Origin of the sequence: Streptomyces sp. NPDC051563, from assembly GCF_044454225.1 — a bacterium.
Taxonomy (GTDB): domain Bacteria; phylum Actinomycetota; class Actinomycetes; order Streptomycetales; family Streptomycetaceae; genus Streptomyces.
On record NZ_JBITDL010000010.1, the window covers coordinates 211,777 to 236,881 of the forward strand.

At 74.1% G+C, this 25,105-nt stretch carries 23 protein-coding genes; 7 read left to right on the top strand and 16 right to left on the bottom strand.

Annotated elements, in window-relative coordinates; all coding sequences use genetic code 11:
* Positions 1–26: 26 nt before the first annotated feature.
* Complete coding sequence (locus tag ACIA8F_RS14545; RefSeq protein ID WP_399378713.1) at positions 27–1,289, top strand: cytochrome P450; 1,263 nt, start codon at positions 27–29, stop codon at positions 1,287–1,289.
* Between the two features lie 110 nt (positions 1,290–1,399).
* Here the strand turns inward: ACIA8F_RS14545 and ACIA8F_RS14550 are convergent, their stop codons facing one another.
* Both ACIA8F_RS14550 and ACIA8F_RS14555 read right to left on the bottom strand, forming a co-directional pair.
* Positions 1,400–1,894: a DUF5949 family protein gene (locus ACIA8F_RS14550; protein WP_399378715.1), complete on the bottom strand. Its 495-nt coding sequence runs from the start codon at positions 1,892–1,894 to the stop codon at positions 1,400–1,402.
* A 57-nt stretch (positions 1,895–1,951) separates the two neighbouring features.
* Positions 1,952–2,557: a DUF4352 domain-containing protein gene (locus ACIA8F_RS14555; RefSeq protein ID WP_399378716.1), complete on the bottom strand. Its 606-nt coding sequence runs from the start codon at positions 2,555–2,557 to the stop codon at positions 1,952–1,954.
* A 164-nt stretch (positions 2,558–2,721) separates the two neighbouring features.
* Here ACIA8F_RS14555 and ACIA8F_RS14560 point away from each other — a divergent pair, with 164 nt between their 5' ends.
* Positions 2,722–3,183 carry a DUF6299 family protein gene (locus tag ACIA8F_RS14560; protein WP_399378717.1) on the top strand — a complete coding sequence of 154 codons (462 nt, stop codon included), beginning with the start codon at positions 2,722–2,724 and terminating at the stop codon, positions 3,181–3,183.
* A 134-nt stretch (positions 3,184–3,317) separates the two neighbouring features.
* On the opposite strand, the gene ACIA8F_RS14565 is transcribed toward ACIA8F_RS14560, so the two are convergent.
* The 5 genes from ACIA8F_RS14565 to ACIA8F_RS14585 form a co-directional block, all read right to left on the bottom strand.
* On the bottom strand, positions 3,318–3,497 hold the full coding sequence (locus tag ACIA8F_RS14565; protein ID WP_267039024.1) for a hypothetical protein: 180 nt from the start codon (positions 3,495–3,497) through the stop codon (positions 3,318–3,320).
* A gap of 97 nt (positions 3,498–3,594) precedes the next feature.
* On the bottom strand, positions 3,595–5,742 hold the full coding sequence (locus tag ACIA8F_RS14570) for a SpoIIE family protein phosphatase (protein ID WP_399378719.1): 2,148 nt from the start codon (positions 5,740–5,742) through the stop codon (positions 3,595–3,597).
* Positions 5,743–5,747: 5 nt separating this feature from the next.
* Positions 5,748–6,065: a hypothetical protein gene (locus ACIA8F_RS14575; RefSeq protein WP_399378721.1), complete on the bottom strand. Its 318-nt coding sequence runs from the start codon at positions 6,063–6,065 to the stop codon at positions 5,748–5,750.
* A 31-nt stretch (positions 6,066–6,096) separates the two neighbouring features.
* Positions 6,097–7,362 carry an NAD(P)-binding domain-containing protein gene (locus tag ACIA8F_RS14580; protein WP_399378723.1) on the bottom strand — a complete coding sequence of 422 codons (1,266 nt, stop codon included), beginning with the start codon at positions 7,360–7,362 and terminating at the stop codon, positions 6,097–6,099.
* Between the two features lie 152 nt (positions 7,363–7,514).
* On the bottom strand, positions 7,515–8,789 hold the full coding sequence (locus tag ACIA8F_RS14585) for an ATP-grasp domain-containing protein (protein WP_399378724.1): 1,275 nt from the start codon (positions 8,787–8,789) through the stop codon (positions 7,515–7,517).
* A 294-nt stretch (positions 8,790–9,083) separates the two neighbouring features.
* On the opposite strand from ACIA8F_RS14585, the gene ACIA8F_RS14590 reads away from it, so the two are divergent.
* Positions 9,084–10,703, top strand: a complete 1,620-nt coding sequence (locus ACIA8F_RS14590; protein WP_399378725.1) for a glycoside hydrolase family 26 protein — start codon at positions 9,084–9,086, stop codon at positions 10,701–10,703.
* A 14-nt stretch (positions 10,704–10,717) separates the two neighbouring features.
* Here the strand turns inward: ACIA8F_RS14590 and ACIA8F_RS14595 are convergent, their stop codons facing one another.
* The 9 genes from ACIA8F_RS14595 to ACIA8F_RS14635 all read right to left on the bottom strand — a co-directional run bounded on the left by ACIA8F_RS14595 (position 10,718) and on the right by ACIA8F_RS14635 (position 22,350).
* The gene (locus tag ACIA8F_RS14595) at positions 10,718–11,860 is read right to left on the bottom strand and encodes a GNAT family N-acetyltransferase (RefSeq protein WP_399378727.1); all 1,143 of its coding nucleotides are present in this window, start codon (positions 11,858–11,860) and stop codon (positions 10,718–10,720) included.
* The gene (locus ACIA8F_RS14600) at positions 11,857–12,570 is read right to left on the bottom strand and encodes a lipopolysaccharide biosynthesis protein (RefSeq protein WP_399378729.1); all 714 of its coding nucleotides are present in this window, start codon (positions 12,568–12,570) and stop codon (positions 11,857–11,859) included. The genes ACIA8F_RS14595 and ACIA8F_RS14600 overlap by 4 nt, the downstream gene beginning before the upstream one ends.
* 67 nt (positions 12,571–12,637) lie before the next feature.
* On the bottom strand, positions 12,638–13,981 hold the full coding sequence (locus ACIA8F_RS14605) for a glycosyltransferase (protein ID WP_399378731.1): 1,344 nt from the start codon (positions 13,979–13,981) through the stop codon (positions 12,638–12,640).
* Positions 13,978–14,754 (bottom strand): polysaccharide deacetylase family protein, encoded by a 777-nt coding sequence (locus ACIA8F_RS14610; RefSeq protein ID WP_399378733.1) that lies wholly within the window; start codon positions 14,752–14,754, stop codon positions 13,978–13,980. Before ACIA8F_RS14610 ends, ACIA8F_RS14605 begins: the two co-directional genes overlap by 4 nt.
* Complete coding sequence (gene murJ, locus ACIA8F_RS14615; RefSeq protein ID WP_399378734.1) at positions 14,744–16,888, bottom strand: murein biosynthesis integral membrane protein MurJ; 2,145 nt, start codon at positions 16,886–16,888, stop codon at positions 14,744–14,746. The genes ACIA8F_RS14610 and murJ overlap by 11 nt, the downstream gene beginning before the upstream one ends.
* Positions 16,885–18,321: an O-antigen ligase family protein gene (locus ACIA8F_RS14620; RefSeq protein ID WP_399378736.1), complete on the bottom strand. Its 1,437-nt coding sequence runs from the start codon at positions 18,319–18,321 to the stop codon at positions 16,885–16,887. The genes murJ and ACIA8F_RS14620 overlap by 4 nt, the downstream gene beginning before the upstream one ends.
* 3 nt (positions 18,322–18,324) lie before the next feature.
* On the bottom strand, positions 18,325–19,923 hold the full coding sequence (locus tag ACIA8F_RS14625) for an exopolysaccharide biosynthesis polyprenyl glycosylphosphotransferase (RefSeq protein WP_399378738.1): 1,599 nt from the start codon (positions 19,921–19,923) through the stop codon (positions 18,325–18,327).
* Entirely contained in the window at positions 19,920–21,128 is a 1,209-nt protein-coding gene (locus ACIA8F_RS14630; protein WP_399378740.1) for a glycosyltransferase, read from the bottom strand. The genes ACIA8F_RS14625 and ACIA8F_RS14630 overlap by 4 nt, the downstream gene beginning before the upstream one ends.
* Positions 21,129–21,147: 19 nt before the next feature.
* On the bottom strand, positions 21,148–22,350 hold the full coding sequence (locus ACIA8F_RS14635) for a DUF3344 domain-containing protein (RefSeq protein ID WP_399378799.1): 1,203 nt from the start codon (positions 22,348–22,350) through the stop codon (positions 21,148–21,150).
* Positions 22,351–22,453: 103 nt separating this feature from the next.
* On the opposite strand from ACIA8F_RS14635, the gene ACIA8F_RS14640 reads away from it, so the two are divergent.
* The 4 genes from ACIA8F_RS14640 to ACIA8F_RS14655 all read left to right on the top strand — a co-directional run bounded on the left by ACIA8F_RS14640 (position 22,454) and on the right by ACIA8F_RS14655 (position 25,010).
* The gene (locus ACIA8F_RS14640; protein ID WP_399378742.1) at positions 22,454–22,708 is read left to right on the top strand and encodes a chaplin; all 255 of its coding nucleotides are present in this window, start codon (positions 22,454–22,456) and stop codon (positions 22,706–22,708) included.
* A gap of 117 nt (positions 22,709–22,825) precedes the next feature.
* The gene (locus tag ACIA8F_RS14645; RefSeq protein ID WP_112451357.1) at positions 22,826–23,236 is read left to right on the top strand and encodes a rodlin; all 411 of its coding nucleotides are present in this window, start codon (positions 22,826–22,828) and stop codon (positions 23,234–23,236) included.
* Between the two features lie 250 nt (positions 23,237–23,486).
* Entirely contained in the window at positions 23,487–23,720 is a 234-nt protein-coding gene (locus ACIA8F_RS14650; protein ID WP_399378744.1) for a chaplin, read from the top strand.
* Positions 23,721–23,846: 126 nt separating this feature from the next.
* Positions 23,847–25,010, top strand: a complete 1,164-nt coding sequence (locus ACIA8F_RS14655; RefSeq protein ID WP_399378745.1) for a chaplin — start codon at positions 23,847–23,849, stop codon at positions 25,008–25,010.
* Positions 25,011–25,105 lie beyond the last annotated feature (95 nt).

The following is a 25,105-nucleotide window of genomic DNA, read 5'->3' on the forward strand; positions in this document are numbered from 1 at the left end:
CGCGCCCCCGGCACCGTTTTCAGCCCATGACACTCCCCGCACAGCGCCCCGGCCGGGACCCCGGCAGGGCTGCCGACTCCGCACGGCTGGCCGACCCGGCCTTCTGGCAGGCTCCCCCCGCCCACCGGCTGGCCGTCTTCGCCCGCCTGCGGGCCCTGGACTCCCCGGTGTTCGTCCCCGAAGGCGGCGGGCACTGGGCCCTCGTACGGCACGCGGACGTACAGGAGGCGAGCCGACTGCCCAAGGTGTTCGCCAGCGCGCCCGGGGTGACGACGCCCGAGCCCGCCCGCTGGGTGCGGGCGCTGTTCGGGGACTCGATGGTCAACCTGGACGGCGCCGAGCACGCGCAGCTGCGCAAGATCGTGCAGCGGGCCTTCACCCCCCGGCTGCTGGCGGCCGCCGAGGAGGACATCCACGCGGTGGCGGCACGCATCGTGGACGACGTACTGGACCGCCGGCCGGACGAGTTCGTCGAGGCGGTGGCCTCGAAGCTGCCCCTGGAGGTCATCTGCAACATGATGGGCATCCCGGAGCGCTACCGCGCCGAGATCGCCGACCGCGTCAACCACGCCTCCGAGAACATCGGCGTCGAACGGGGTCTGACGGCCCGGCTGCGCATGCCGGGGCGCGGACTGCGGGCCCTGGCCCGGATGCAGCGGATGGTGGCGGGGATCGGACGGGACCGGCGCGAGAACCCGACCGACGACCTGATCTCGGCCCTGGTCTGCGCGAACGTGGACGGCGAGGCGCTCGGCGCCCGCCAACTCGGCGCTTTCTTCTCCCTGTTGATGGTGGCCGGAGTGGAGACCACCCGCAACGCCATCACCCACGGCCTGACCCTGCTCACCGACCATCCGGACCAACGGGACCTACTGGTGGCGGACTTCGAGGCGCACGCGGACGGCGCGGTGGACGAGATGATCCGCCACTCCACGCCGATCATCCAGTTCCGCAGGACGGTGGCCGCCGAACACACCCTGCGCGGCCACACGTTCGCCCCCGGCGACAAGGTGGTGCTGTACTACGCCTCCGCCAACCGCGACGAGGAGGTCTTCCCCGATCCGGACGCCTTCGACATCACCCGCTCCCCCAACCCCCACCTGGGATTCGGCGGCGGCGGACCCCACTTCTGCCTGGGCGCGCACCTGGCCCGGGTGGAGATGAAGGCGCTCTTCCGCGAGCTCCTGACCCGCCCCGTGGGGCTGCGTGCCGTCGGCCTCCCGGATCTGGCCGGGTCCAGCTTCGACAACCGGGTCCGCTCGCTGCGCTTCGCCTTCGACCGGCCGTAGGCCGGACCACGAAGGGCGGCCCGGAAACGGCGAACCGGCCACCGAGCAGGCTGGGAGCCCGGCGGCCGGAGCGGGGGGCCGACGCGCGGCGGGCGCGCGAGGGGAGGTGCCTAGCGCTGGATGCGCCGTACCGCGAGGACGGCGTGGGCGCTGTGGTTGAGCACCTCGGTGTCACCGGCGAACGCCTGCAGCGTCTCGCCGTCGACCGGCTGTCCGGGCACCGCCTCCGGCCAGGCGCGGGTGGCGAACAGGAAGTACGCCTGCCCGCTGTCGGAGGCCGCCTTGACCCACTCCGGCGGGGCGATGCACTTCGCGTTCATGCCCGGCAGGGTCAGCGCGATCTGGTTGCCCTCCAGGAGGATCTGCACCGGGAAGGAGGCGGGGTTGCGGACCCCGTCCATCACCACGTCGCCGATGGGCAGGCCGATCTCCTCCAGCAGCCCGCGGGCGGCCGCCTCGCTCGCCTCGGGACCGTCGGGACCGTCCCCGAGGATGTAGGCGAGGAGATAGGGAATGTCGTGGGCCTCTTCGGGGTCGCCGATCCACGCGAGCACCGAAAGGGTGCCGAGCTTGGAGCGGTCGAGTTCGGCCTGGGTAGAAGTCATGCGCCGCACCTTAGTGGTCACCGGCCCGGCCCTTTGACGCCGTTTCACCCGGGCGGGCTAGACCGCCCAGAATCCACCTCCGGAATTCGCCAGCATGTTCGCGTCCTGGTACTGGAGCCGTACGATGCGCGCGTTTTCCGGAATTTCGAACACCACCCAGCCTTCGGCCCGCTCACCGACCGAGAGGGAATCGAAGACGAGTGGTTTGCCGGTCGTGAGCTCGCCCGTGGGCACCACCGGGTGGCGCTGCCCCGCGCCGTCGAGCGCCCACATGCGCCCGAGAGCCCCGTACGAGGCCCCGCCGACGTTGACGAAGGACATCGAGGCGGCCACCCAGCGCTTGCCGGCCGCCGGGGCGAAGTTCTTCTCCACGCTGACCGCCGGATCGACGTAGGCCCCCAGCACCACCTGGAGGTGACGGCCCACCTCCCGGCCCCTGACCCGTACGGAGTCACCCACATGGGCGTCCTTCGAGGCGGCCCGCGCCACCCCGTCGCGCTCGGCCGCGGGATCGTCGCCGACGCCCGGCGCACCGTCGTCCACGGGCACGGCGGGGACCGCCGCCGGGGCGAGCGCGGCCCCTTCGGGGGCGCCGGAGCAGGCCGTGGCACCGAACAGCAGGAACGGGAGGAGGGCGGCCGTGGCAAGAGCGGACTGACGCATGCGGGATCCCTTCGGGGACGTATTCCCGTCAGTCTCACGCGCCCGAGCGGGCAATTGCACACACCGACACGAGTCCACGGAACGCATTGACCTCCACATGCCAGCACAATGCGTTCCGGCGGAATTCCGCAATCCCTCGCACACCTCGTCCAACAGGAGGAACGATGGCCACGACCGGCCCCCGCATTGCCTTGGCCGCACTCGCCGCACTGGGCGCCACGGCGGTATTCACCGCCCCGGCGAATGCCGCGCCGTACGGCAGCGCCCTTCGCGGCAGTGACATTTACGTATCTTCGGAAGCGCACATCGCCCCCGACGGCACCATCCACCTTTTCGGTGAATACCACTGCGCCGCGCCGTCACCCTCGGGGACGGTTCAGATCAAGGCGACCATCGAGCAGCAGGACGTCCGCCTCAGCATCGGCGGCGGCGACGCGCAGTGCGACGGCGAGGTGCACGACTGGGCCGCGCACGGCACGCTCCGGCTGACCCCGACCGTGCACGCCGGCGAGGCACTGGCCAAGGCCGAGCTGCAGGAGATCCGCTTCGGCGGCGGGATGCTGCCCCGGTCGATCGACACGGTCGCGCAGGACGTCCGCCCGGTCGAGGTGATCGACCACCGTTAGCCGCCGCGGTGCGCGCGCACGCCCCCCTCCGGTAGCCGCCGCTACCGGGACCCGGGTGCGGGCCACCGCCCCGACGGCACGTCCGCCGACGGCTTGCCCGTCACACGGCACCCCCGTCCGCCGACGGCAGTCCGTCAACGGCACGCGGGCGCCTCGCCCGTCATCGACATGAAGGCCACCGTCTGACACCCCGGGTCCGTGTCCGGACGCCCGGTCGACCAGTCCACCGCCGTCGCCGCCCCGGCCGCGCACAGCAGCAGCGCCAGGACGCCCGTCACCGCGCGCTTGCTCAGCCGGCGCACGGGAGGTTCCACAGAAACCGTTCCATGGCGGCATCATCACCCCGCCCCCACCGCCCCACAACTCGACGTGAGCGAGCGGTCACGCTCCGCGCGCTCACGTTCCGCCCGCTCACGGGGCGCTCCGCGCCGCGCTGCCCGCCGCGGAGAACTCGCACCACACCGCCTTGCCGTCGCCCCGGGACTCCACGCCCCAGTGCGTGGCCAGTGCGTCCACCAGCAGCAGCCCGCGCCCCGTGGTCGCCGCCTCCCCGGGGGTGCGCCGCCGCGGCCACACGCTGGAGCGGTCCTTGACCCACAGCCGGATCCGCCGGACCGGTTCGGGCAGCACCTCCATCGTCAGCACGGCTCCGCCATCCGTGTGCAGCAGGGCGTTGACCAGCAGCTCTCCCGCCGCCAGCTCCACGTCGTCGGCGAGCTCCGGCATGCCCCAGTCGCGCAGGGCCTGCCGCAGGGCGTAGCGGGCCTCCGAGAGCCCCTCCGGGTCCGCCTGGTGGACGTACTGGTGGATGCGCGGTGCCCGGTGCGTGCCCGGGTCGGGGGCCCGGCGCAGCACCAGCAGGGCCACGTCGTCGCCGGAGCCCCAGCGCTCCCACAGCCGGTCCGAGAGGTGGTCGGCGAGCGCCCCGGCCTCCTGCGGGCCGCTGCGGACGGCGTGGGCCAGGGCTTCCATGCCCTGGGTGATGGCGGTGCCGGGCTCCTCCACGAGCCCGTCGGTGCACAGCACGAGGGTCTCGCCGGGGACCAGGTCGAGCCGGGTCTCGGGGAACTCCTCCTGCTCGAAGACCGTGGCCAGCCCGAGGGGCAGGCCGCCGCGCACGTTGGGCCAGCCCGTTCGGCCGTCCGTGTGCCGGATCAGCGGTCCGAGGTGGCCCGCGCGGACCGCCCGTACGCCTCCGGTCTCCAGGTCGACCTGCGCGTACATGCAGGTCGCGAACCGTTCGGTGTCCAGCTCGGCCAGGAAGCGGGAGGCGCGCGCCAGCACGGTGGAGGGCGGATGGCCCTCGCCCGCGTAGGCCCGCAGTGCGATGCGGAGCTGGCCCATGATGGCGGCGGCGTGGGTGTCGTGGCCCTGGACGTCGCCCACGACGATGCCGACGCGGTCGCGGGGCAGGGCGATCACGTCGTACCAGTCCCCGCCGACCTCGCGTCCGCTCCAGGCCGAGTGGTAGCGCACCGCGATCTCCCCGCCGGTGATCTCGGGAATCCGCCGCGGCAGCATGGCGGCCTGGAGCATGGTGGCGAACTCGCGCTCCTGGTCGAAGAGGAGCGCCCGCTGGAGCGACTGGGCGACGATGCCCGCCAGGCCCAGGCAGAGGTTGCGCTCCTCGGGGCTGAAGTCGGTGCGGCGCCGGTAGAAGAGCACCAGTCCGCCGATGGCCTCGGCCTGCGCGATGAGCGGGAGGTAGGCGGCCGCGTCGTACTGGATGCGGCTCAGGTAGTCGGAGAGCGGCGGGAACTCGCCCGCCAGCTCCGCGAGCGAGGTGACGAAACGCGCCTTCCGGCTGAGCACCGCCTGCGACAGCGGCAGGGTGCCGTCCAGCCGGGTGAACTTGCGCTCGCTGAGGATCTCCAGCGACTCCCCGCTGAGCGCGATGATCTTGATGTGGCCGCCCTCGACCAGCCCCAGCGCCATCCCGTCGACGCCGAGCCGTTCCAGCGCCCCCGCCCCGGTCAGCGTGGCCGTCACGTCGTCGACCGTCACCGCCCGCGACAGGGCCTCCGTGGTCCGCTGCACGATGGTCGCCTGCTGGGCGCGCGCCGACTCCAGTTTGCGCAGCACCGTGAGGTGGGCCAGCTCGGCCGTCGCGTCCCGGACGATGCCGACGATGCGCACCGGGCGCCCCTCGTCGTCCCGCAGGACCCGGCCCTGGGTGTGCGTCCACTGGTCGCGGCCGTCGCGCCGCTGCACCGTGAAGTACTGGCCGTACGTCTCCTCACCGCCGTCCAGGACGCCCTGGACGGTGTCCCGGAGCCGCGCGGAGTCGTCGACCGGGATCCGCAGCCCCAGGCTGTCGGGGGTGTGGTCGAACTCGTCCCCCTCCAGGTCGAAGACCGCCATCCCGGCCTCGTCCATGTCCATGGTCCCGGCGCCGAGGTCCCACTCGAAGCTACCCATGCTGTTGAGCGCGAGCCGCTCGCCGGGGCCGATGAGGGGGCTCTGGGCGCTCTGGGCGCTCCCGCTGCTCCCGGTGCTCCCCTCGGTCCCGGGGCCCTCCGGTCTCTTGTCGCGTCGCTCCGCCGCTGCCACGAGACTCACACCACCTAACGGCCGGGCCAGCACGGCTGGGAAATGAGCCGCTCCCACTCCTCGTCAGGATGCCCCGGAAGGGTGCGTCCGGCCTCCTGCCAGCGCTTGACGAGCGAGAGGTAGATCATCGAGGGGTCGTACGGGGCCTGCGGATACGGGGCCTGCGCGTGCCGGCCGGGCGCGTGCGGGTACGTGTCCTGCGCATACGGGGACTGCGCGTACGCGGACTGCCCGTACGGGTGCGGGGGCGCCGCCCTCGTCGTGCCGGGCTGCTCCGCACGGCTGGCCGGGATCCTCACCCAGCCCCGGCCCTGTGCGCGCTCCTCGCTCATCGCGACACCTCTCACGTGTGGTGACCGGCTCTCACGCTCTGTGCCCGGCGGCCGGGGCCCGGTCGGTCCGGGGCGTACCGGTGGAACCCGTCAGCGGGCCCCGGGCCCCCAGACGCTTGCGGACTCCTGACACCAGTCTCCCCGCCGTGAAGCCGGCACCGTGCACGAATCGCATGGAAGGGCCGAATGAGGGAGCGGTCAGCAGCCCCGCGAAGAACAGCCCGGGCCACGAGGACTCGAAGCCGGCACTCAGCTCGGGCGTCCCGCTCCGCCCTACAGTGGCCAGCGCGGCCCGCAGCCCCGCGTCGAGCAGCTCCAGCCGGGCCAGGTCCGGGGTGAAGCCGGTCGCCGCGAGCACGTGCGCGGTGTCCAGGACCACGGACTCCCCGGCGGGGGTGGACAGCTCGAGCCGGGTCCGCCCGCCCACCGGGACCGCCCGCTGCAACCGGTGCCCGAGCAGGACCGGGACCCGCCGCTCGAAGCGCTCCCGCAGCCACCAGGCTCCGGCCGGGCCCAGCGCGGTCGCCGCGATCCGCTCCCGGGTGGGCGCGGGCAGCCGGCGCACGGCCCAGGGCAGCTCCGACCAGGCCCAGCTGCGCCAGCCGGTGCCGAGGCCGCTGTGCGGATCGCGCAGGGCGCGCAGCGGGGTGCGCAGCAGCGGCTGCGGGACGGTGTTCCAGTTCAGCCGGGAACGCCGGGCCACCAGGCAGGGCCGGGCCCCGTTCTCCGCGAGCAGGGCCGCGGTCTCCAGGGCCGCCTGTCCGGCGCCGAGCACGGCGACCTCGCGGCCGGCGAAGCGGGTCAGGTCGCGGTGGCCGCTGCTGTGCGAGTAGTGGGCCGGGGGCAGCTCCCGCAGCGCCTCGGGGTACCGGACGAACGGCATCACGCCCACGGCCAGCGCCACCGTGCGGGCGAGCAGCGGCGGCCCCTCGGCGGTGCGGATCAGGAAACCCCCGCCCTGCGGTGTGACTTCGGTGACGGTCGCCTCCTCCACCGGGGGTGCTGCGTGCCGGGCGAACCAGAGCCCGTACGCGCTGAACGTCCCGATGGGCAGCGGAGTTCCGTGTCCGGCGGCGATCCCGCGGCCCGCGCAGTACTCGGCCAGCGTGTAACGCCCGCCGGGCGCCGACAGGTTGGAGGACCACGGCTCCGATTTGAGGTACATGCCCTCGGGCATGTGGTCCCGCCAGGAGGCCATGGGCCGCCCGAGGATCCGCACCCCGAGCCCCGCACCGGCCGCGTGGGCCGCGATCGACAGCCCGTACGGCCCCGCTCCGACCACCACGAGGTCGTCCATCCGTGTCACCGCAGTCCCTCCAGCCTCATGGTTCGTCCCCTGCCACCTGCACGCCCTGACGGCGTCACCGGGTCACGTGGTCACCGCGACACCGCGACACCCCGACACCGCGTCACCCCGGCACCGCGTCACCCCGGCACCGCGTCACCGCGTCACCGCGTCACCAGTTCGTCCGGCTCCGCCGGGGCCTCCGGCGGGCCGGGCAGCCGGTCCGCCCCGCCGGAGCCCCCCGCCGCCGCGGGCGGGGGCAGCTCCCGGCCCCGCTGGCGCGGGGCGCGGACCACCGCCCGGGCCGTCCGGCGGCCCTGCTCGGGGACCCCGCGCAGCACCCCCAGGCCCTTGAACGCACCCCGCCCCAGGAAGGCGGCGAGCATCGACAGGAACGGCATCGGGTCGTCGGCCGCGAACCACGCCGCTTCCACCTGCCCGCGCTCCCGGCCCCGGCGCGCCGGGGCGGCCGCGGTGCCCGCCCCGGCGGGCGGGGCCGGGGGGCGGTGCGGGAGCGAACGGCCGCGCACCGCCGCGAGCAGGGCGTAGTTCTCCGCCACGAAGACCCGGCCCGGTCCGCCGGAGGGCTCCGGGACCCGCTGACCCGTCAGGTCCAGGTACATCGCCTGGACCACGTCCAGGCCGCCCGCGTCCGTGAAGAGCCGGAACTGCGCCCCCGGCCGCGGGTTGAAGTCCACCAGGCGGAAGACGCCCTGCTCGTCCCGGCGGAAGTCCAGGTCCAGGATCCCCTGGTAGCCGAGCCGTTCGGCGAGCCGCAGGCCCGCCTCCTCCACCGCCGGATCCGGCAGCCAGCGCCCGACGGCCGTCAGCCCCGTACGCACCGGCCAGGACAGCTCCTTGCGCCCGGACCCGGTGAGCAGCGGGCGCCCGCCCCGGGCGAACGCCCCGTGGAAGAACCAGTCGGTGTCCGGCCCGGCCGGCAGGAACCGCTGGAGCAGCAGCCGGCTGCCCGCCTCGGCCGAGCGTTCGTACAGCCGCCGGGCCTCGGCGGCCGCGTGCAGCAGGGTGGTGCTGCGCAGGCCCGTGCCCGCGGGCAGCAGCCACGGCCGGCTCCACTTGGCGATCACCGGGAGCCCGAGCCGCCACGCGGCCTCCGCCGCCTCGGCCCCGCTCGCCGGGATCACGGTCTCCGGGTGCGGTACGTCCCACCGGGCACAGAGCCGCGACAGCTCGGCCTTGTCCGCCACCCGCGCCGGGAGGTCGTCGGGCTGATGGGGGATCCGGAAACGGGCCGTCAGCATGGGTGCGACGCGGGACACGGCGATCGCGCTGAGGTCGTCCATGGCGATGAGCACCGCCGGGCGGCCGATCTGTTCGGAGACCCCGGTCAGGCACTCCAGCAGCGCTTCGGGCGCCTCCGGGTCGAGTCCGCCGGAGGGCCCCGCGTGCACGGCGTGCAGGTAGCGCGAACGCCCCATGGGACCTCCCCCGGCCTCGACGACGGCATGGACCTCCACACCCGCGCGCCCAAGGGATCTGACGGCGCCGAGGGTTCCGTGGTGGAACGGATTCCGATCGAGTCTGAGCAGAACTGCGGGCACTTGGCTGGGATGCGCGTGCATGGAAACGGTGTCTTTCACCTAGTCGGACCAAGCGGGAAGGATGCGCAGGTGCGAATGGCCTACGCGGAGGTCACCGGACAGGCCATTCGTCAGATGTGATGCCTAACGTCTTTGGTAAGCACACCGATTCAGGAAAGCTCGGGAGACGCCATGCCCAGACCACGCCGCCGACTGGCGAGCACCTGCATCGGAGCGGTGACGGCCGGACTGCTCGCCACCGGGGCCGCCCTCGCGGCCCCCGGGGAGCAGGGATCCGAGTCCGACATCGCCATGGGGGCCTACCTCGACTACGGGCCGCCCGGAGTGGCCCGCATCCCGTTCCTGTCGAACTGGCTGGGCGGCAAGGAGATCCGGGTCGGGCACACCTATCTGCCCGGTGACCAGTGGGCCGGCATCGAAGGAGGCGTCAGCTTCCTGGACGACTGGGCACGGTGGCGGCTCCAGCGGGACGACCGGCTGTTCGTCCTCAACGTGCCCATGCAGGAGCGCAACGAGGACCGGATCCCCGACCGCCAGGTGGCGCAGCTGATCCGGGCGGGCGCGCAGGGCCAGTACGACCGGCACTTCAAGAAGCTCGCCGAGCGGCTGGTGGAGCTGGGCGTCCCGGACACGGTGATCGTGCTCGGCTGGGAGATGAACGGCACCACGTACACCCACCGCTGCGGACCCGATCCGGAGAACTGGAAGGCTTACTGGAAGCGCATCGTCAACACGATGCGCTCGGTGCCCGGTCAGAAGTTCAAGTTCGATTTCACCCCGAACCGGGGTACGGACGCGATCGGCTGGACCAAGTGCTACCCGGGCGATGACGTGGTCGACATCGTCGGGATGGATTCGTACGACCAGGCTCCCGGACGGACCTTCGACGACCAGATCAGCCAGCCGTACGGACTCCAGCAGCACGTGGATTTCGCGCGGGCACACGGCAAAGAGATCTCCTACCCGGAGTGGGGGCTGTTCCGCAACGGGGACAACCCGGAGTACGTGCGGCGCATGCTGCAGTGGATCCACAAGCAGAAGCCGCTCTACCACACCATCACCGACTACTGCCCGCACGGCGTCTGGCAGTGCAAGCAGAACCCGGCCTCGACGAAGGTCTTCCGCGAGGCGCTGACCCCGCAGCGGCCCGACCCGGTCATCCCGACCCCGGTCGTCCCGACCCCCGTCGTCCCGACCCCCGTGGTGCCCACGCCGGTCGTCCCGACCCCGCAGATCCCCACGCCGGAGATCCCGACGCCGGTGGTCACCCCGCCGGTCGTGGTCCCCAGCCCGGAGGTCAGCCCGAGCCCGGCCGAGCCGAGCCCGGCCGTCCCCAGCCCGGTCGTCCCCAGTCCGGTCGTCCCGAGCCCGGTCGTCCCGACGCCCTCGCCCGTGGTCCCGAGCCCCGTGGTCCCGAGCCCCGAGGTCCCGGTCGAGCCCAGCCCCGTAGAGCCCAGCCCCGTAGAGCCCAGCCCGGCCGAGCCCAGCCCGGCCGTCCCGAGCCCCGAGGTCAGCCCGGCCGTCCCGGAGGGCCCGAGCCCGAGCCCCAGCCCGGTCGTGCCGAAGCCGAGCCCCGAGGTGCCGTCGCCGGAGCCCTCGCCGCTCGTCCCGAAGCCGGAGCCGGAGCCGTCCCAGCCGCCCAAGCCGACGACACCGCCCGCCCCGCCCGTCAACAGCACGGAGTGGTGCGTGCCGATCAACTTCGGCGAGTGGCTCTCCAAGCTGGTCGGCAAGCAGTCGGTCTGCATCAAGGTCGACTGGGGCAAGGAGTCCGGCTTCTGGCCCTTCTAGGCGGGGCGTCCGGGTCATCGGACCCGCAGTTCGTTGAGCCGGGCCCGCCAGTCCCTGGCGGCCGGCAGCGCCTCCCGCAGCACGTCCACGGCCCGCTCGCGCCCCGTGACCTGCGACTCGTGCAGTCGCAGCAGGGGCGCGAGCGCGGTCGTGGCCAGCAGGAAGCGCTGGTTGACCACCGTCCGCGGCCGCCAGTGGTTCTTGTACGGTTCGTTGCCGCGCAGGAAGCTCACCACCGGGCGGCCTTCGGCGAGCGCGCGGGTGGTCTCGTAGCGCAGCAGCAGCGTGGCCACGTCCACCTTCCGGTCGCGCAGGTCGGGATCGGCGCCGTAGAGGTAGCCGCCGCTGAGCGCGCCCGAGAGCAGGGTGAGGTTCGCGGCCACCACCTTCCCCTCGAGCCGGAACTCGGCCAGCCGCCCCTCCCCCGCGCGCACCATCCGCCGGGTGGCCCGGGTCAGGTGCTCGGCGAAGCGGGGCTTGAGGTGTTCGGGGGTCACCCCGCGGCCGCGCCACTGCTTCTCGTGCAGCCGCAGCAGGGTGCGTACCGCGCGCGGCACCTCCTGCTCGGTGACCTCGTGCTCCTCGATCCCCGCCGCATCGGTCTTGCGGAGCTTGGCCCGCACCCGCTGGGCGCCGGAGGCCGGCATCCGCTTGACCAGCTCGTCGAAGGGCATGGACGGCAGTTCCATGCAGGTGGAGTCGGTGAGCTTGCTGCCGATCCCGGGCCAGGCCGCGAACACGGCCTCGGCGGCGGCACCGGGCCGCACCTCGCGCAGGTCGACGACCGCGCCCCGGGCGGCCCGGTGCAGGCCGTTGGCCAGGGCCGGGACGACCTGGTCGGCGTGGTCCGCGGCCACGAGCACGTCGAAGTAGTCGGTGATGCCCCCGCCGAGCGGCACGAGCAGCGGCAGCGGCCGGTGTACGAGCATCAGCGCGGCCGCGCCGACCAGCTCCTCCCCGCGCCGCACCAGGACGATGCGGAGCCGGCCGTCCTTGCCGTAGGACAGCCACCAGGAGTGCAGCCAGGCGTGGCTCTGGAACGGAGTGGCGGTGGGACAGCCGCGGACGAGCCGGTTCCACGGCTCCTCCAGCGCGGCGAACTGCCGGGGATCTCGGCACAGCGTCACCGACAGGGCCCCGGCGGAGCCGGTGGTCATCGCACCGACTCCTTCTCCTTGGCCGTGGCGGGCTCGCTCTGCGCGGGCAGCGAGGCGTACTCCTCGACGGTCTCCGCGGCGGTGTCCGTGACGCCCTCCGCGACCGGACCCTCGCCGCGCCGCCGGGCGGCGGTGGGCCGGGCCAGCAGCCACAGCCCGCCCAGCAGCCCGCCGGCGCACAGGCCGACCGCCCCGCTGAGCGCGGGGGACGCGGAGGCGGGCTCGCTGGGCGCGACGGCCTGGTTGAAGAGGAGCAGCTGCACGCCGGTGTTCTTGGCCGCCTGGTTGCTGCTCAGCGACAGGGCGTCGGCGACGGCGTTGGCGATGTCGGCGGCTTCGCCGGCGGTCTTCGCGGTCCCGGTGATGGCGATCATCGGGGACTCGGGGGAGGTCTCGGCACGGACCTGGGTCCGCAGCTTCTGCACCGCGATGCCCGCGCGGGGCTGGGCGTACGCGAGGGTCGAACTGCTGGTGGCGATGCGGGCGTAGGCCTGGGCGAAGCCGAGGGCGGTGGCCGGCTCGGTGGTGTCGCCGGGAACCGCGACGACGTAGCTGGTGGCGGCGTACTCGGGCGCCTTGAGCACCCCGTACGCCCCGCCCGCGGCGAGCCCCAGCAGCGCGGCGGCGGGCAGCGGCCACCACGCGGGCGCCGGCAGCAGCCGGACCCGGCGCCGGTGGGTGGACTTCTTCTGGTCGGCGGTGTCCGCCATGTGCGTACCTCTTTCCTGGTGGACGGATGCTTGCTTCGGAGCCCGGTGCGGGCCCCTACGGGTCGAATCAGCCGCTGTCGCCACCGGCGGCGGGCACATCCCGCCCCGCCGCGGGCACACCCAGCCCCTCGGGCGCCAAGCCCGGCCCCTCCGGCGTATGAGGAGCCGGGGTCCGGGCACTGGGCCCCGGCACCGGCGCCGCACGGTCCGGACCCCCCGGGCCGGCGCCTCGGTGCGCCCGGCCGGGACCGGGCAGCGCCACCCCCCTCCGGGACCCGGCCGGCGAAGCGGCCATCGCGTGGTCGTACACGTTCAGCAGCTGCGCCGCGCTCCGGGCGATGTCGTAGCGCCGCACCACCCCGGGCGGCGGCAGCCGCTTCGCGCCGGCCTCCATGTGCCCGCGCAGCGCCGCGACGAGCTCGTCCGTGCCGGTGCCGATCCGCCGCGCCCCCGGCGCCTGCGCCGCGGGGAGGTCGTCGATCGCCGGGCAGGTGACGTGGAGCACCGGCAGCCCCGCCGCCAGCGCCTCGATCACCGCGAGCCCGAAGGCCTCCTCCCGCGACGGGGACACGAACACGTCCATCGCGGCGAGCAGCGCCGGGATCCCCGGGGTCCGCCCGTCGGCGGAATCGCCCAGCGGATCCCGCTCCCCCAGCAGGTGGATCCGGCTCTGCGCGCCCAGTTCGGCGGCGAGCCGGCGCAGCGCCGCCCGCTCCGGCCCGTCCCCGGCGAGCAGCAGGTGCGCGCCGGGGAGCGCCGCCACGGCCCGGACCAGGACGTCGAACCGCTTGCCCGGCACCAGCCGGCCGACACCGCCGACCACGAAGGCCCGCTCGGGCAGTCCGGTCCGGGTGCGGGTGGCCCGCCGTACGCCCTCGTCGAAGCGGAACCGCACGGCTTCGATCCCGTTCGGCACCACGTGCACCCGCCCGGCCGGCACCCCCCAGGCCTCCAGGCGGGCCGCCACCGTGTCGGACACGGCCACGGTCGCGGCTCCCAGCCGCTCGCTCGCCAGGTACAGGGCCCGGACCCCGCCCGAGAGAGGCCGGCCCTCGATCTCGGCGGCGCCCAGGGAGTGTTCGGTCGCCACGCTGACCCGCACGCCCGCGAGCCGGGCCGCGAGGCGGCCGTACACGCAGGCCCGGTACAGGTGTGTGTGGACCAGGTCGTAGCGGCCCCGCCGGATGAACTTCGCCAGCCTCGGCACCGCCCCCAGATCGCGGTTGCCGCGCATCCCGAGGTGGACGACGCGGACCCCGTCCGCGCGCAGCCCCTCCGCGACCGGTCCGGGGTTGGTCAGCGTCAGGACGTCGCAGTGCATCGGCATGTGCCGCAGCAGCAGCCGCAGTTGCTGCTCGGCGCCGCCGACGCCGAGTCCGGTGATGACGTGCAGGACCTTCCCAGGGCTCACAGGTGCACCGCCCGGCGCAGCTCCCGCACCTGGTGGCGCACCTGCTTGATGCGCAGCCGCGGGCCGCCGTCGGCCTGGCTGATGTGGGTGCGGGGCATCGCGTGGGGTCCGGCGAGGCGGCCGGGGTCGATGGCGCAGGCGTAGCCGTATCCGGCGGCCCGGGTCGCGGCCACGACCCGGGCGTCGAGGTGCCCGTACGGGTAGCAGAATCCGGCGGGCAGGGTCCCGGTCAGCTCGCGGATCAGCTCGCGGCTGCCGCGCAGTTCCTGCTGCAGTACGTCGTCGGGGGCCGCGGTGAGGTCCTGGTGGAGCAGCCCGTGCGAGCCGATCTCCTGTCCGGCGGCGGCCACTTCGCGGATCCCCTCGGCGGTGAGCAGGGGCTTGCGGGGGCCGAGCGGGTCCCAGACGTTGTCCACGCCGAGCCGCCCGGGCAGGACGAAGAGGGTGGCGGTGCAGCCGTAGCGGCGCAGCAGTGGCAGTGCGCGGGTCAGGAAGTCGGTGTAGCCGTCGTCGAAGGTCAGCCCGACCAGTCCGGCGGCCCGTCCGGCGGCGCGGGCGCGCAGCAGTTCGCCGACGGAGACCCCGCGCAGTCCCCGGGAGCGCAGCCACAGCAGCTGGGCCTCCAGCGCGTACGGGGTGACGGTGATGCCGTACGGGTCCTCGGCGGGATCGGTGAACTCGGCGACGGAGTGGTACATCAGGACCCACGGCGAGCCGGTGCGGCGGGCGGGGGCCGCCGCGGCGGGGCGCGCCGTTTCGGTGTCAGCGGACATTGCGGAACCTCTGCGTGAGCTGGGTGAGCCGGTCGGTGAGGTGGGCGGTGAGCTGCGCGAGCTGGCCCGGCAGGGCGGTGACCTCCAGGGCTCGTATGGCCATGCCGGTGGCCCCGAACATGGCCGGGACCAGCAGGCAGCCGAGGGCGGCGCTGACCAGCGGGTCGGGGATCATCGGCCCGGCGATCCAGCCGGTGGCGCAGGCCGCGAGGGCGGCGACGGAGAGCCGGCCGATGCTGATGGCGACCCGGCGGACCTGGATGGCGATGATCCGCGAGCCGAGGCCGGTGAGCAGCAGGACGGCGGTGGTGGAGATGCCGGCGGCGTTGGCGGCGGCGATCCCGTAGATCCCCCACCAGCTGACGGCGAAGGCTCCGGCGACGATGTTGACGAGGAGTCCGGAGCCCATGGCGAGGGCCGGGAACCAGGTGGGCCGGTCGGTGGAGAAGAAGGGCCGCGAGAGCGCCCCGACCAGGCAGTGGCCGAGCAGGCCGAGGCCGTAGACCCGCATGACGGAGGCGGTGGCCTCGGTGTCGACGTGAGTGAACGCACCGCGTTCGAAGAGGACTTGGATGATCTGGGGCGCGTAGCCGATGACGAGCGCGGTGCCCATGAGGACGGCGAGGGAGGCGAGCGCGAGGTCCTGCTCTACGCGCCTGCGGGCCTTCTCGCGCTCCCCGCCGGCCATGGCCTGGGCGACGACGGGGAAGGTGACGGTGCAGATCATGAGGGAGAGCACCATCGGCATCTGCGCGACTTTTTGTGCGTAGTTGAGGTGCGAGATGGCGCCGGGCGGCAGTGAGGCGGCGAGGAACCGCTCGACCAGGACCTGGGACTGCCGGAAGACGGCGAAGAAGATCACCGGGGCGATCACCCCGAAGGCGATCAGGGTCGGCCGGTCCCGGTCGCGCTGGCAGCGCGGTGCGCCCTTGGCGCGGGGCGGCCCGAAGCCCACGTTGCGGATGAAGGCGGGCAGTTGGACCAGGGCCATCAGCACGCCGCCGACGGCGACCCCGGCGGCGGCCGCGCGCACCCCCCACAGGGCGTGCAGGGCGACCATGGTCCCGATGATGCCGACGTTGTACGACACGTAGATGGCGGCGGGCGGCACGAAGGAGCGGTGCGCCCGCAGTGCGGCGCTGAAGTAGCCGGCGATCCCGAAGGACAGCACGGTCAGGGCGGTCATCCGGGTGCATTCGACGGCGAGCCCGGGGTCGGGCAGCCCCGGCGCGAGCACGCCCACGACGAGCGGCGCGGCGACGATGAGCACGGAGGCCACCGCGGCCAGGAGCACGAGCAGCCGGGGCAGCGTGGCGCCGACGAGCAGCCGTACGGGATCCTGCGCGCGGGCCTCCTGGCGGGTGAGCCCGGCCTTGCTGGCGGCCCGGCGGGCCAGTGCGTGGCTGAAGGCGGGCACCATCAGCAGGGCCATGGCGTCCTCGATGAGCAGCGTCGAGGCCATCTCGGGGACGGTCCAGGCGATGAGGAAGGCGTCGCTGTCGTGCCCGGCTCCGAAGAGGTGCGCGATGGTCTGGTCGCGGACCAGCCCGAACACCGCTCCGGCGGCGGTCAGTCCGGCCGTCACGGCGGCCGCCTTGGCGAGGCCCCCGCCGCTCCCGGACCGGGCCCCGTCGGCCTTCGCCTCCGGGCCGTCACCGCGGCGCCCGCCGCCCGCCGTCCGGGGCGCGCCGCCGGGCGGACCGGCCCCGGCGCCCGTATCCCGGCCGTCCCGTCCCTGCCCGGTCCGTACGGACCCGGCCGCCGCGGCGCCCAGTACGGTGCTGCGCACGGCCTCCGCGGCGCCCGGCGGAGCGGTCCCGACGGCCGCGGATCCGCCGGGCCCCGGCCCGGACGCGGCTGCGCCCCGGCCGAAGCCCGGGCCCGGACCGCCGGTGGCCACCACGCGGCCCGCTCCGGCGTCGCCGGCGGGGACGGGGATGCCCACGTGCGCGGCGCCGCGTCCGGCGGACAGCGGCCCGCCCGAGCCGGCCGCGCGGCTCGCGTTCTCGGCCGGACCCGTGGACGGACCGGCCGTGGCCGAGGGGGCCGCCGGGGGGTGCGGCGGACGGCCCGCAGCCGCGGCGACCTCGGTCGCCGCGGCTGCGGGCCGCCGCCAGGGCGTCGTATCCGTCACCGGCCGGCCGCACCCTCGGGCGCCGCGGCCCGGGCGGGTGCGCCCGGCCCGCGGCCGGGGGCCGGAACGGCCCGGCTCCGCTCGCCCGTACGAGCGCCGGAGGCGGGCTCGCCCGCGCCGTCCCCGGAGGGCAGCGCCCACCAGGCCGCCAGGCCGATGATCACTCCGGTCAGGACGGTCGACGGGCCGCCGATGTCCGCGTAGAGGAAGTCGGTGAGCTGCCAGACGAGCAGGCCGGTCGCGATCAGTCCGCAGTCCCGGACCGCGGAGGGCCCCGCCAGACACCGCCGCAGGCCCGCCACCAGCAGGGCCAGCCAGCCGCCCGCCAGGGCGATCAGCCCGGTCATCCCCTGCTCGCTCAGCACCAGCAGGTACATGTTGTGCGGGGACAGCAGCGGCTGGCGGATGAAGCCCTGGCCCGCGCCCGCGGTGTCGCTGCCGGAGGACAGCGCCAGCCCGGAGTGCGCGTCGCGGTTGGCCGGGAAGCCCTTCAGTCCCACGCCCACCGCGGGCCGCTCGCGCCACATCGACCCGGCCGCGGCCCACATCGTGTAGCGGTCGGTCACCGACTGGTCGGGGGCGTCGGACACCTGCGTGATCGAGGTCAGCCGCTCCGCGACCATCGCGGAGCCGACCCCGAACCCGCCCACGAGGACCACCCCGGCGGCGGCCAGCGCGAGGAGCACCTTCAGGGCCCGCCGGATCCCGGCCAGGACCATCACCAGTGCGGCCCCGGCGGAGGTCGCGATCCACGCGCCCCGGCTGAAGGACAGCACCAGCGGGAGCACCAGGACCAGCGCCGCCGCCCCCGAGGCCCGCCGGACCCGCGCCGGGAGCCCCGGTGCGAGCGCGCAGGCGGTGGCGACGACCAGGCCGTAGGCCACGACCGTGGCCATGCCCATGACGTCCCCGGGGCCGAAGGTCCCCACGGCGCGGATGTCCTCACCCTGGTACGAGGCCCCGGTGTGGGTGGCGAACTGCACCACGCCCACCGCTCCCTGGACCAGGGCCAGCACCACGAAGCACCCGGCGGCCAGCCGAAACTCGGAGGCGTCCCGCACCAGCAGCACGATGGCCGCCGGGACCAGCACGAACACCTGGAGGTAGCGCACGAACCCGGGCAGGGCCGCGTACGGGTCCCCCGCGGTCACCGTCGAGACGGCGAGCCCGACGGCCGGCAGGCCGAGGACGAGCACCCCCAGCGGGCTCAGCGGCCGGACCCGGCCCCGCAGGGCCTGGATCCCGCAGACGAACACGAGCAGCAGCGAGGCGGCGTCGGCCGGACCGACCTTCCCCGAGGCGGTCGCGTCTCCGGCCGGGACGGGGATCAGGAGGGCCAGTACGGTCGCGGCGAGCGGCAGCAGCGGCCAGTGCCGGCGCAGCAGGACGGCGGTGTCCGGGCGGGACCAGAACGTCGGTGCGGCAAGGCTCATGCTTTAGCTGCCCCCCAGCCGGAAGCGGAAGAAGGAGGCCGCGGTGCGGGCCAGGATCCACAGGTCCTGCCACAGCGACCAGGTGTCGATGTAGTGGTTGTCGAAGCGGGCCCGGTCCTCGATGGAGGTGTCGCCGCGCAGCCCGTTGATCTGGGCGAGGCCGGTGATGCCGACGGGCATCCGGTGCCGGGCCTCGTATCCGGGGTGCACGCTGCTGAACTTGGCCACGAAGAAGGGCCGTTCGGGGCGCGGGCCGACGAGGCTCATGTCACCGCGGACCACGTTCCACAGCTGCGGCAGCTCGTCCAGCGAGGACTTGCGCAGGAAGGAGCCGATCGGGCTCATCCGGCAGTCGCCGGCCACCGTCCAGCGGGTCGCGGACTCGTGCGCGTCGGCGCGCAGGGTGCGGAACTTCAGCAGGGTGAAGGGCCGCCCGTACAGGCCGACCCGCTCCTGCCGGAAGATCACCCCCGGCCCGTCGGAGAGGCGCACGGCGAGCGCGCACACGCCCATCACGGGGGCCGCGGCCAGCAGGGCGATCGCGGCGAGCGAGGAGTCGATGACCCGCTTCGCGTACCGCTCGACCGGCCGGGCCGGACGCGGCAGCAGCGGCTGGACGGCGTACCCCCACAGCTGGTCGGCGGGCTGCGCGACGCGCATCCCGGTGACCTTGGCGGTGCCCGCCGGGTCGGCGAGCCAGAGCCGGCACCCGTGGTCGTGGAAGAGCCGGACCAGGGAGGCGGTGCGTTCGTCGGCCTCGGGCGGGCGGGTGAAGACGGCGTGCCGGACGGAGTTCTGGATGACCGCGCGCCGGATGTCCTCGTGGGTGGCGAGTACGGGCACTCCCGCCGCCGCCTCCCCGTCGGGCCCGGTGTCCGCGAGGCCGACGGGGCGCAGTCCGTACTCGGGGCGCCCGTGCAGGGCGGCGGCCACCGCGCTCGCCCCGGCGCCGGGTCCGACGACCAGGGCGGAGGCGGGGCGGCGGGTGCGGGTGCGGCGGCGGAGCTGGTTGACGGCTCCGCGTCCGGCGCAGGCCAGGACGACCTGGACGCAGACGGCGCCGAGCAGCGCGCTCCAGCCCAGGGCGTCGCCCGGGGCGGTGGCGGCCAGCACGGCGGCGGCCCCGCACCACAGCGCGGCGGCCCGCCCGGCGAGCGCGGGCAGTTCGAGGAGGGCGGAGGGGGCGAGCCGCGGCCGGTACAGCCCGGCCTGGGCGTGCAGCGCGATCAGGCCCAGGGCGAGCGGAGCGGCCGCCCCGAGGGGCAGCTCCGCTCCGGGCAGCACCGCCACCGCCGCCGCGGCGGCGAAGGCGTCGGCGGCCACCAGCGGAGCGGTCCCGTCCCGGCGGCGCACCCGCTCGGGCCGTACGGCGGCCCGGGCGCGGTCGGCCTTGGGTCCGCGCGGCGGGTGGATGGCGGTCACGGAGCGGCGCACGGCGGTGAGGCCGGCGCCGGCTGCGGTACTGGTGGCCGTACTGGTCGCACCGCCGGTGGTGGTGGTGCTCGCGGTCGTGGTCGCGGTCGTGGTGATGCCGGTGATGCCGCCGGCGGGCCCCGTGCCGTCCTGCCCGGTGTGCCGGGCGGGTGCGCTGTCCATCGTCATCGGCTGATGCGCTCCTGGTTCAAGGGCCGGGGCCTGCCCAGCAGTTCGTGGTACAGACCGGTGACCGCGTCCGTGGTGCGCCGCACGTCGAATTCCATTCGGGCGTGGCGCTCCGCCTGCTCCCCGAGTGCGGCGAGCAGCCGCGGCTCGGCGAGCAGCCCGCCCAGGGCCTTGGCCAGCGCCGTCGGGTCCTCCGGTTCCACCAGGCACAGCCGTCCCTGGCCGGGCGGGAGGCTCTCCCTGGCACCGCTGACGTCCGAGACCAGGACCGGGCGGCCACAGGCCATGGCTTCGAGCGGGGCGAGCGCCATGCCTTCCCACCGCGACGGCAGTACAACGAGATCGGCGGCCCGAAGCCACGGCCGGATGTCGAAGGCGGCCCCCGCGAAGTGGACCGAGGGAGGGGCTCCGCGGCGCAGCCGTTCCATGTCGGGGCCGTCTCCGACGAGCACCAGACGGGCCCCGGGAACGGCTCCGAGCAGCTCGGGCCAGGCCCGCAGCAGCACGTCCTGCCCCTTCTGCTGGCAGAGCCGGCCGACGCAGACGGCGAGCGGCCCGTCGCCCTGGAAGGCGGCGGGCAGCGGGAGTTCGGCGCGGGCCCGGGCCTTGTCCTGGACCGGGTCCGGGCCGCCCGGCCGGAAGTGGCCGAGGTCGACGCCGTTGCGGATCACCGACCAGTGGGCGGCGATCCCCTCGGACTCGCCGGTGCGGCGTTCGGCCTCGCTGACGCAGAGCACCCGGTCGGCCCAACGGGCCCCGAAGCGCTCCCAGCGCAGCGCGAGCGCGGCGGTGGCCCCGCCCACGGCGTCGAAGGACCAGGCGTGCGGCTGGAAGACGGTCGGGACGGCCCCGCGCACGGCGAGCCGCCCGGCGAGTCCGGCCTTGGCGCTGTGGGCGTGCAGGAGATCGGGCCGGACCCGCCCGATCAGGCGGCGGGCGCCGAGGACCTCGGCGGCCAGGCCCGGCCCGGGGGCCCGCCCGGCACGCCAGGTGAGCACCTCGGCCCCGGCCTCGCGGGCGGCGTCCGCGAGCTGTCCGCCGCGCGGGCAGCCGACGTAGGTCCGCAGGCCGGCGGCGGTCTGGGCGCGCACGAGGTCGACGACGACGCGGGCGACCCCGCCCTCGACCGGCTGGACGAGGTGGAGGACGGCCGGAGGCCGGGAGGGAGCGGGCGAAGGAGAGGGTGAAGAAGGCTGTGTCGGCACGTGGAGTGGTCTCCTGCGTTCAGCGGCGCGCATCTGTCTGAACGAAGAGCACACCGAGGAAATGACCCTGGCTTTCGCCCGTGAACCCGAAGGTCAGGGTGCGGGCACCACCGGACAGGGCGGGGCTCAGATCGAACACGTCCGCGTCATATCCGAGGTTATTCATATGTTCGGGCTGTCGCACGAACGAGTGATCTCCGAATTCCGTGATCGTGGAATTCATAACATCATTAAAAGGATTTTCTCCGTCACTGAGGCTGATCCGGCGCCCGCTGTCGGCGGTCACCGTGAGTGAATCCCCGAGCGTTCCGCGGTCCCCGTCGTACCCGACCACTCCGACCCGCCCCTGCGCGCCGGGCGCCGCGTCGAGACCGGTGAGCTCCACCGTCTCGCCCGCTGCCTCGCCGGCCCCCGCGGCCAGCCCTTCGAAGCCGTCCCAGACCGAGATCCTGCGCACCGGCTCCTGCGGGTGCTCGTAGGCCACCACCAGCGTCCAGCCGCCCCAGGCACCCGCGTCCGAGTGCCCCATGGCGATGTTCAGCTGGGCCACCGTCCACATCCCGGCGCCGCCCTTGCGGACCAGCGGGGTCACGTCGGCGGAGGCCTGGTAGGCATCGGCGGCCGCGTCGCTGCGGTGCCCGATCGCCGTGTCGGCCAGCACTTCCTTGTACGCACCGCCCGGCTCGGCGACGAGCACCCGGCCGTTGTCCTCCGGCGGCTTCTGCTCGCCGACCCGCAGGTTCCCGCCCCAGTACAGCCGGGCGTACGAGACCTTCGCGCCCGCCGGGACCTTGAGCTCGGCCCGGGTGGAGTTGTAGGTGTCCGGGTCCTTGTCGACCTCGTCGTAGAACATCTCGTAGTCGCCGTTGGTCCCGGCCGCGCCCTTGTTGACCTCGGCACAGGGCTCGGCCTGCGCGGACTCCTCCTTGCGGCAGCCGATGGACGAGTTCGAGGCCCGGACCAGACCTCCGTGCTGCACGGCCTGATAACGCTGGGTGAACGGAACCCGGGGTGCCTCCTTGACCAGCGGAGCCCGCGCGCCCGGCGGGGCGGCGGCAACGCCAGTCGCACCGGCGAGAGGTGCGTTCACCGAAAGTGTGAGGCAGGACAGCAGACCGAGCGTGCCGAGGATTCTGCGGGAGGAACCCATGACCCTGTCTCCATTTTCGATCAAGGGGACAAAACAGGAGTGAACTTTGTCAGAAATCAGGAGGGAAATCACGCCGGACTCGCTCATACGGCCTTTTGGGCGATGGCACGCACCCTGGAGACGGGCGGGTCGTTATGGGGTTGCACCATTGTTCGAACCGAAAGGAAAAACGGAGATGAAGAAGAGGCTGGTGCGCGGCACGACCCTGGCGGTCGCGAGCGCCGCGCTGCTGATGGGCGGCGCGGGCCTCGCCTCCGCGCACGGTGGCGACGGCGCGACGGCGAACGGCTTCACCGGCGAGTCCCCCGGCGTCCTGAGCGGCAACCTGCTCCAGGTCCCGGTCCACGTCCCGGTGAACGTCTGTGGCAACACCGTGAACGTGATCGCCCTGCTGAACCCCTCGTTCGGCAACACCTGCGTCAACGCCTGACGTCAACCGTGCCGCCCGAAACTTCGGCATCCGAGTGAACACACGCAACCCGAACCGCGGTTGCGCCGTTGATCCGGGTGCTTGAGTACCGGGCAATCCTGCAAAAAAGGGACCATCATGATCAAGAAGTTTGCGGCCGGCGCAGCGGTTGCCGCCTCGTTCGTCGGTCTGGGTGCCGCCATGGCCCCGCAGGCCATGGCCATCGGCAACGACCACGGCATCAACACCGTGAACGGCAACGGGGCCTCGCAGATCTACGGCAACCAGGCCACCTACGGCAACATGAGCCCGCAGATGGCGCTCATCCAGGGCTCGTTCAACAAGCCCTGCATCGCCCTGCCCGCCAAGGCCAACGTCCAGTCCGTCCTGGCTCTGGTCAACGTCGGCGTCCAGGACATCCCCGTCCTGTCCAGCCCGCAGAACCAGCAGTGCACCGAGAACTCCACCCAGGCCAAGGGCGACGAGGCTCTCTCGCACATCCTCAGCAACATCCCGGTCCTGTCCGGCAACGCCTCCGCCGGCAGCTGACACCGCCGCGCCAGCCGACACGGCACCGCGCCAGTGGGGCCGTCGCACCTTCGGGTCGCGGCGGCCCCGCCGCATGTCGGGACCCGAATGGGGACCTGAAGCAACCAAAACAATCCGGCCACAATTCAGGACGCGCAGGCAACTGAGTGAATTGGCCGGAGGCGCGCGGAAATCCGCGGTTTCTTTTCCCGGACCCACTCGTTGTTATTTCTGCAGCGGATAGACCTCTGCGGGAAGGAAACGAAAACAAATGACGTACAAGAAGGCAGTGGTGCTGGCCGCCGGCATTCTGATGGCCGCCGGTGCCGCCTCCCCCGCCATGGCCGACTCGGCTGCGGACGGCAAGGCCGTCGGCTCCCCCGGCGTCCTGTCCGGCAACCTGCTCCAGGTTCCGGTCCACGTCCCGGTCAACGTCTGCGGCAACACCGTCAACGTGATCGCCCTGCTGAACCCCTCGTTCGGCAACACCTGCGTCAACGCCTGACGAAGCGCCTGTGCCCGCAAGGGCAGGGCAGACCTCCTCGGGGTGGCCTCGGAGTGCACGGCGGTGCACTCCGAGGCCACCTTCGATTCAGCACCGGCCGCGGGGCCGGTAGACAGGGAAGGACCCATGCGACAGGTACTGAGCCGACAGGTACTGGGCAAGGGGGTGCTCACCGCGGCCGCTGCGTCGAGTCTGCTGTCGATCGCGACCGGCGCGGCCTACGCGCAGCCCGGGGCCATGGCCGAGGCCTCACACTCACCGGGCGTGCTGGCCGGCAACAGCGTCTCGGTACCCATCACCTTCGCGCCGAACGTGTGCGGCAACACCGTGGACGCCGGAGCGGGCCTCAACCCGGCCATGGGCAACAACTGCGCCACCACGACGGGCTCCGACGCCGGGTACGACTACGAGCGCTACCTCAGCCCGCAGCAGGCGGAGCAGGTCAGGCAGTACGTCAACCAGGACGACCAGCCTCACGGGCAGGGCGGCTACGGCGACCGCGAACCCGAGCAGCACGGCGGCTACGGCGACACCGGAACCGAGCAGCACGGCGGCCCCGAGGAGCACGGCCCCGGGCAGCAGGGCGGCCACCAGGACCACGGGCCCGGACCTCAGGGCGGCTACGGGGACTCCGGCGAGGAGGAGTGCGACGACCACCCCGCCCCGGAGCGGCCCGAGCCGCGGCCGCAGCACCCGCCGCAACCGCACGCCGAGCAGCCCCCGGCCCCGCACCACGCGCCCCCGGCGCCCGCTCCGAAGCCGCTGCCCGCTCCCGAGGCGGAGCACCCGGCGCCCGCTCCCGCTCCGGCGCCCGCGCCCGCTCCCGTAGAGGAGGCGCCCGCGCCGCAGCCCGAGCCCGTACCAGCACCGGCACCGGCCCCCGCGCCCGTAGAGGAGGAGGCGCACACGCTGCCCGCGCCGGCTCCCGTGGCGTGGGAGGCTCCCGCGCCGATGCCCCCGCACGGCAGCCAGGTCGTGGAGCACCCGGCGCCGGTAGTGCCCCCGGCCGACCAGCCGCCGGCGGCCCCCGCCGGTGACCTGCCCGTCCCGCTCCCCCCGGCACCGCTGCCGGCCCCGGCACCCGCCCCGGCCCCGCTTCCCGCGCCCGCCCCGGCGCCCCTCCCGGCGCCCGCCCCCGAGGCCGTGCCCGTCGCGGCCACCCCCGCGGCCCCCGCGCGGCAGGAGCTGGCCGCGACCGGCGCCGGAGCGCCCGGAGCCGCGGCGGCCCTCGCCTCGGTCCTGGTCCTGGGCGGCGCCATTCTGTACCGCAGGTCCCGTAGCGCCGCCTGACGGCAATACCGGTAATCAGAAGAAATATCGGCCGGAGAGTCCCTTGTCGGATTCTCCGGCCGTTGCCGTGTTCGGTTCCGCGTTTCCGCGGCGCC

What these genes read in the sequence shown, in the direction of transcription:
- ACIA8F_RS14545 (WP_399378713.1), top strand. Translation starts at nt 27, where the DNA reads ATGACACTCCCCGCACAGCGCCCCGGCCGGGACCCCGGCAGGGCTGCC.
- ACIA8F_RS14550 (WP_399378715.1), bottom strand. Translation starts at nt 1,894, where the DNA reads ATGACTTCTACCCAGGCCGAACTCGACCGCTCCAAGCTCGGCACCCTT.
- ACIA8F_RS14555 (WP_399378716.1), bottom strand. Translation starts at nt 2,557, where the DNA reads ATGCGTCAGTCCGCTCTTGCCACGGCCGCCCTCCTCCCGTTCCTGCTG.
- ACIA8F_RS14560 (WP_399378717.1), top strand. Translation starts at nt 2,722, where the DNA reads ATGGCCACGACCGGCCCCCGCATTGCCTTGGCCGCACTCGCCGCACTG.
- ACIA8F_RS14575 (WP_399378721.1), bottom strand. Translation starts at nt 6,065, where the DNA reads ATGAGCGAGGAGCGCGCACAGGGCCGGGGCTGGGTGAGGATCCCGGCC.
- ACIA8F_RS14580 (WP_399378723.1), bottom strand. Translation starts at nt 7,362, where the DNA reads ATGGACGACCTCGTGGTGGTCGGAGCGGGGCCGTACGGGCTGTCGATC.
- ACIA8F_RS14585 (WP_399378724.1), bottom strand. Translation starts at nt 8,789, where the DNA reads ATGGGGCGTTCGCGCTACCTGCACGCCGTGCACGCGGGGCCCTCCGGC.
- ACIA8F_RS14590 (WP_399378725.1), top strand. Translation starts at nt 9,084, where the DNA reads ATGCCCAGACCACGCCGCCGACTGGCGAGCACCTGCATCGGAGCGGTG.
- ACIA8F_RS14595 (WP_399378727.1), bottom strand. Translation starts at nt 11,860, where the DNA reads ATGACCACCGGCTCCGCCGGGGCCCTGTCGGTGACGCTGTGCCGAGAT.
- ACIA8F_RS14600 (WP_399378729.1), bottom strand. Translation starts at nt 12,570, where the DNA reads ATGGCGGACACCGCCGACCAGAAGAAGTCCACCCACCGGCGCCGGGTC.
- ACIA8F_RS14610 (WP_399378733.1), bottom strand. Translation starts at nt 14,754, where the DNA reads ATGTCCGCTGACACCGAAACGGCGCGCCCCGCCGCGGCGGCCCCCGCC.
- ACIA8F_RS14620 (WP_399378736.1), bottom strand. Translation starts at nt 18,321, where the DNA reads ATGAGCCTTGCCGCACCGACGTTCTGGTCCCGCCCGGACACCGCCGTC.
- ACIA8F_RS14625 (WP_399378738.1), bottom strand. Translation starts at nt 19,923, where the DNA reads ATGACGATGGACAGCGCACCCGCCCGGCACACCGGGCAGGACGGCACG.
- ACIA8F_RS14640 (WP_399378742.1), top strand. Translation starts at nt 22,454, where the DNA reads ATGAAGAAGAGGCTGGTGCGCGGCACGACCCTGGCGGTCGCGAGCGCC.
- ACIA8F_RS14645 (WP_112451357.1), top strand. Translation starts at nt 22,826, where the DNA reads ATGATCAAGAAGTTTGCGGCCGGCGCAGCGGTTGCCGCCTCGTTCGTC.
- ACIA8F_RS14650 (WP_399378744.1), top strand. Translation starts at nt 23,487, where the DNA reads ATGACGTACAAGAAGGCAGTGGTGCTGGCCGCCGGCATTCTGATGGCC.
- ACIA8F_RS14655 (WP_399378745.1), top strand. Translation starts at nt 23,847, where the DNA reads ATGCGACAGGTACTGAGCCGACAGGTACTGGGCAAGGGGGTGCTCACC.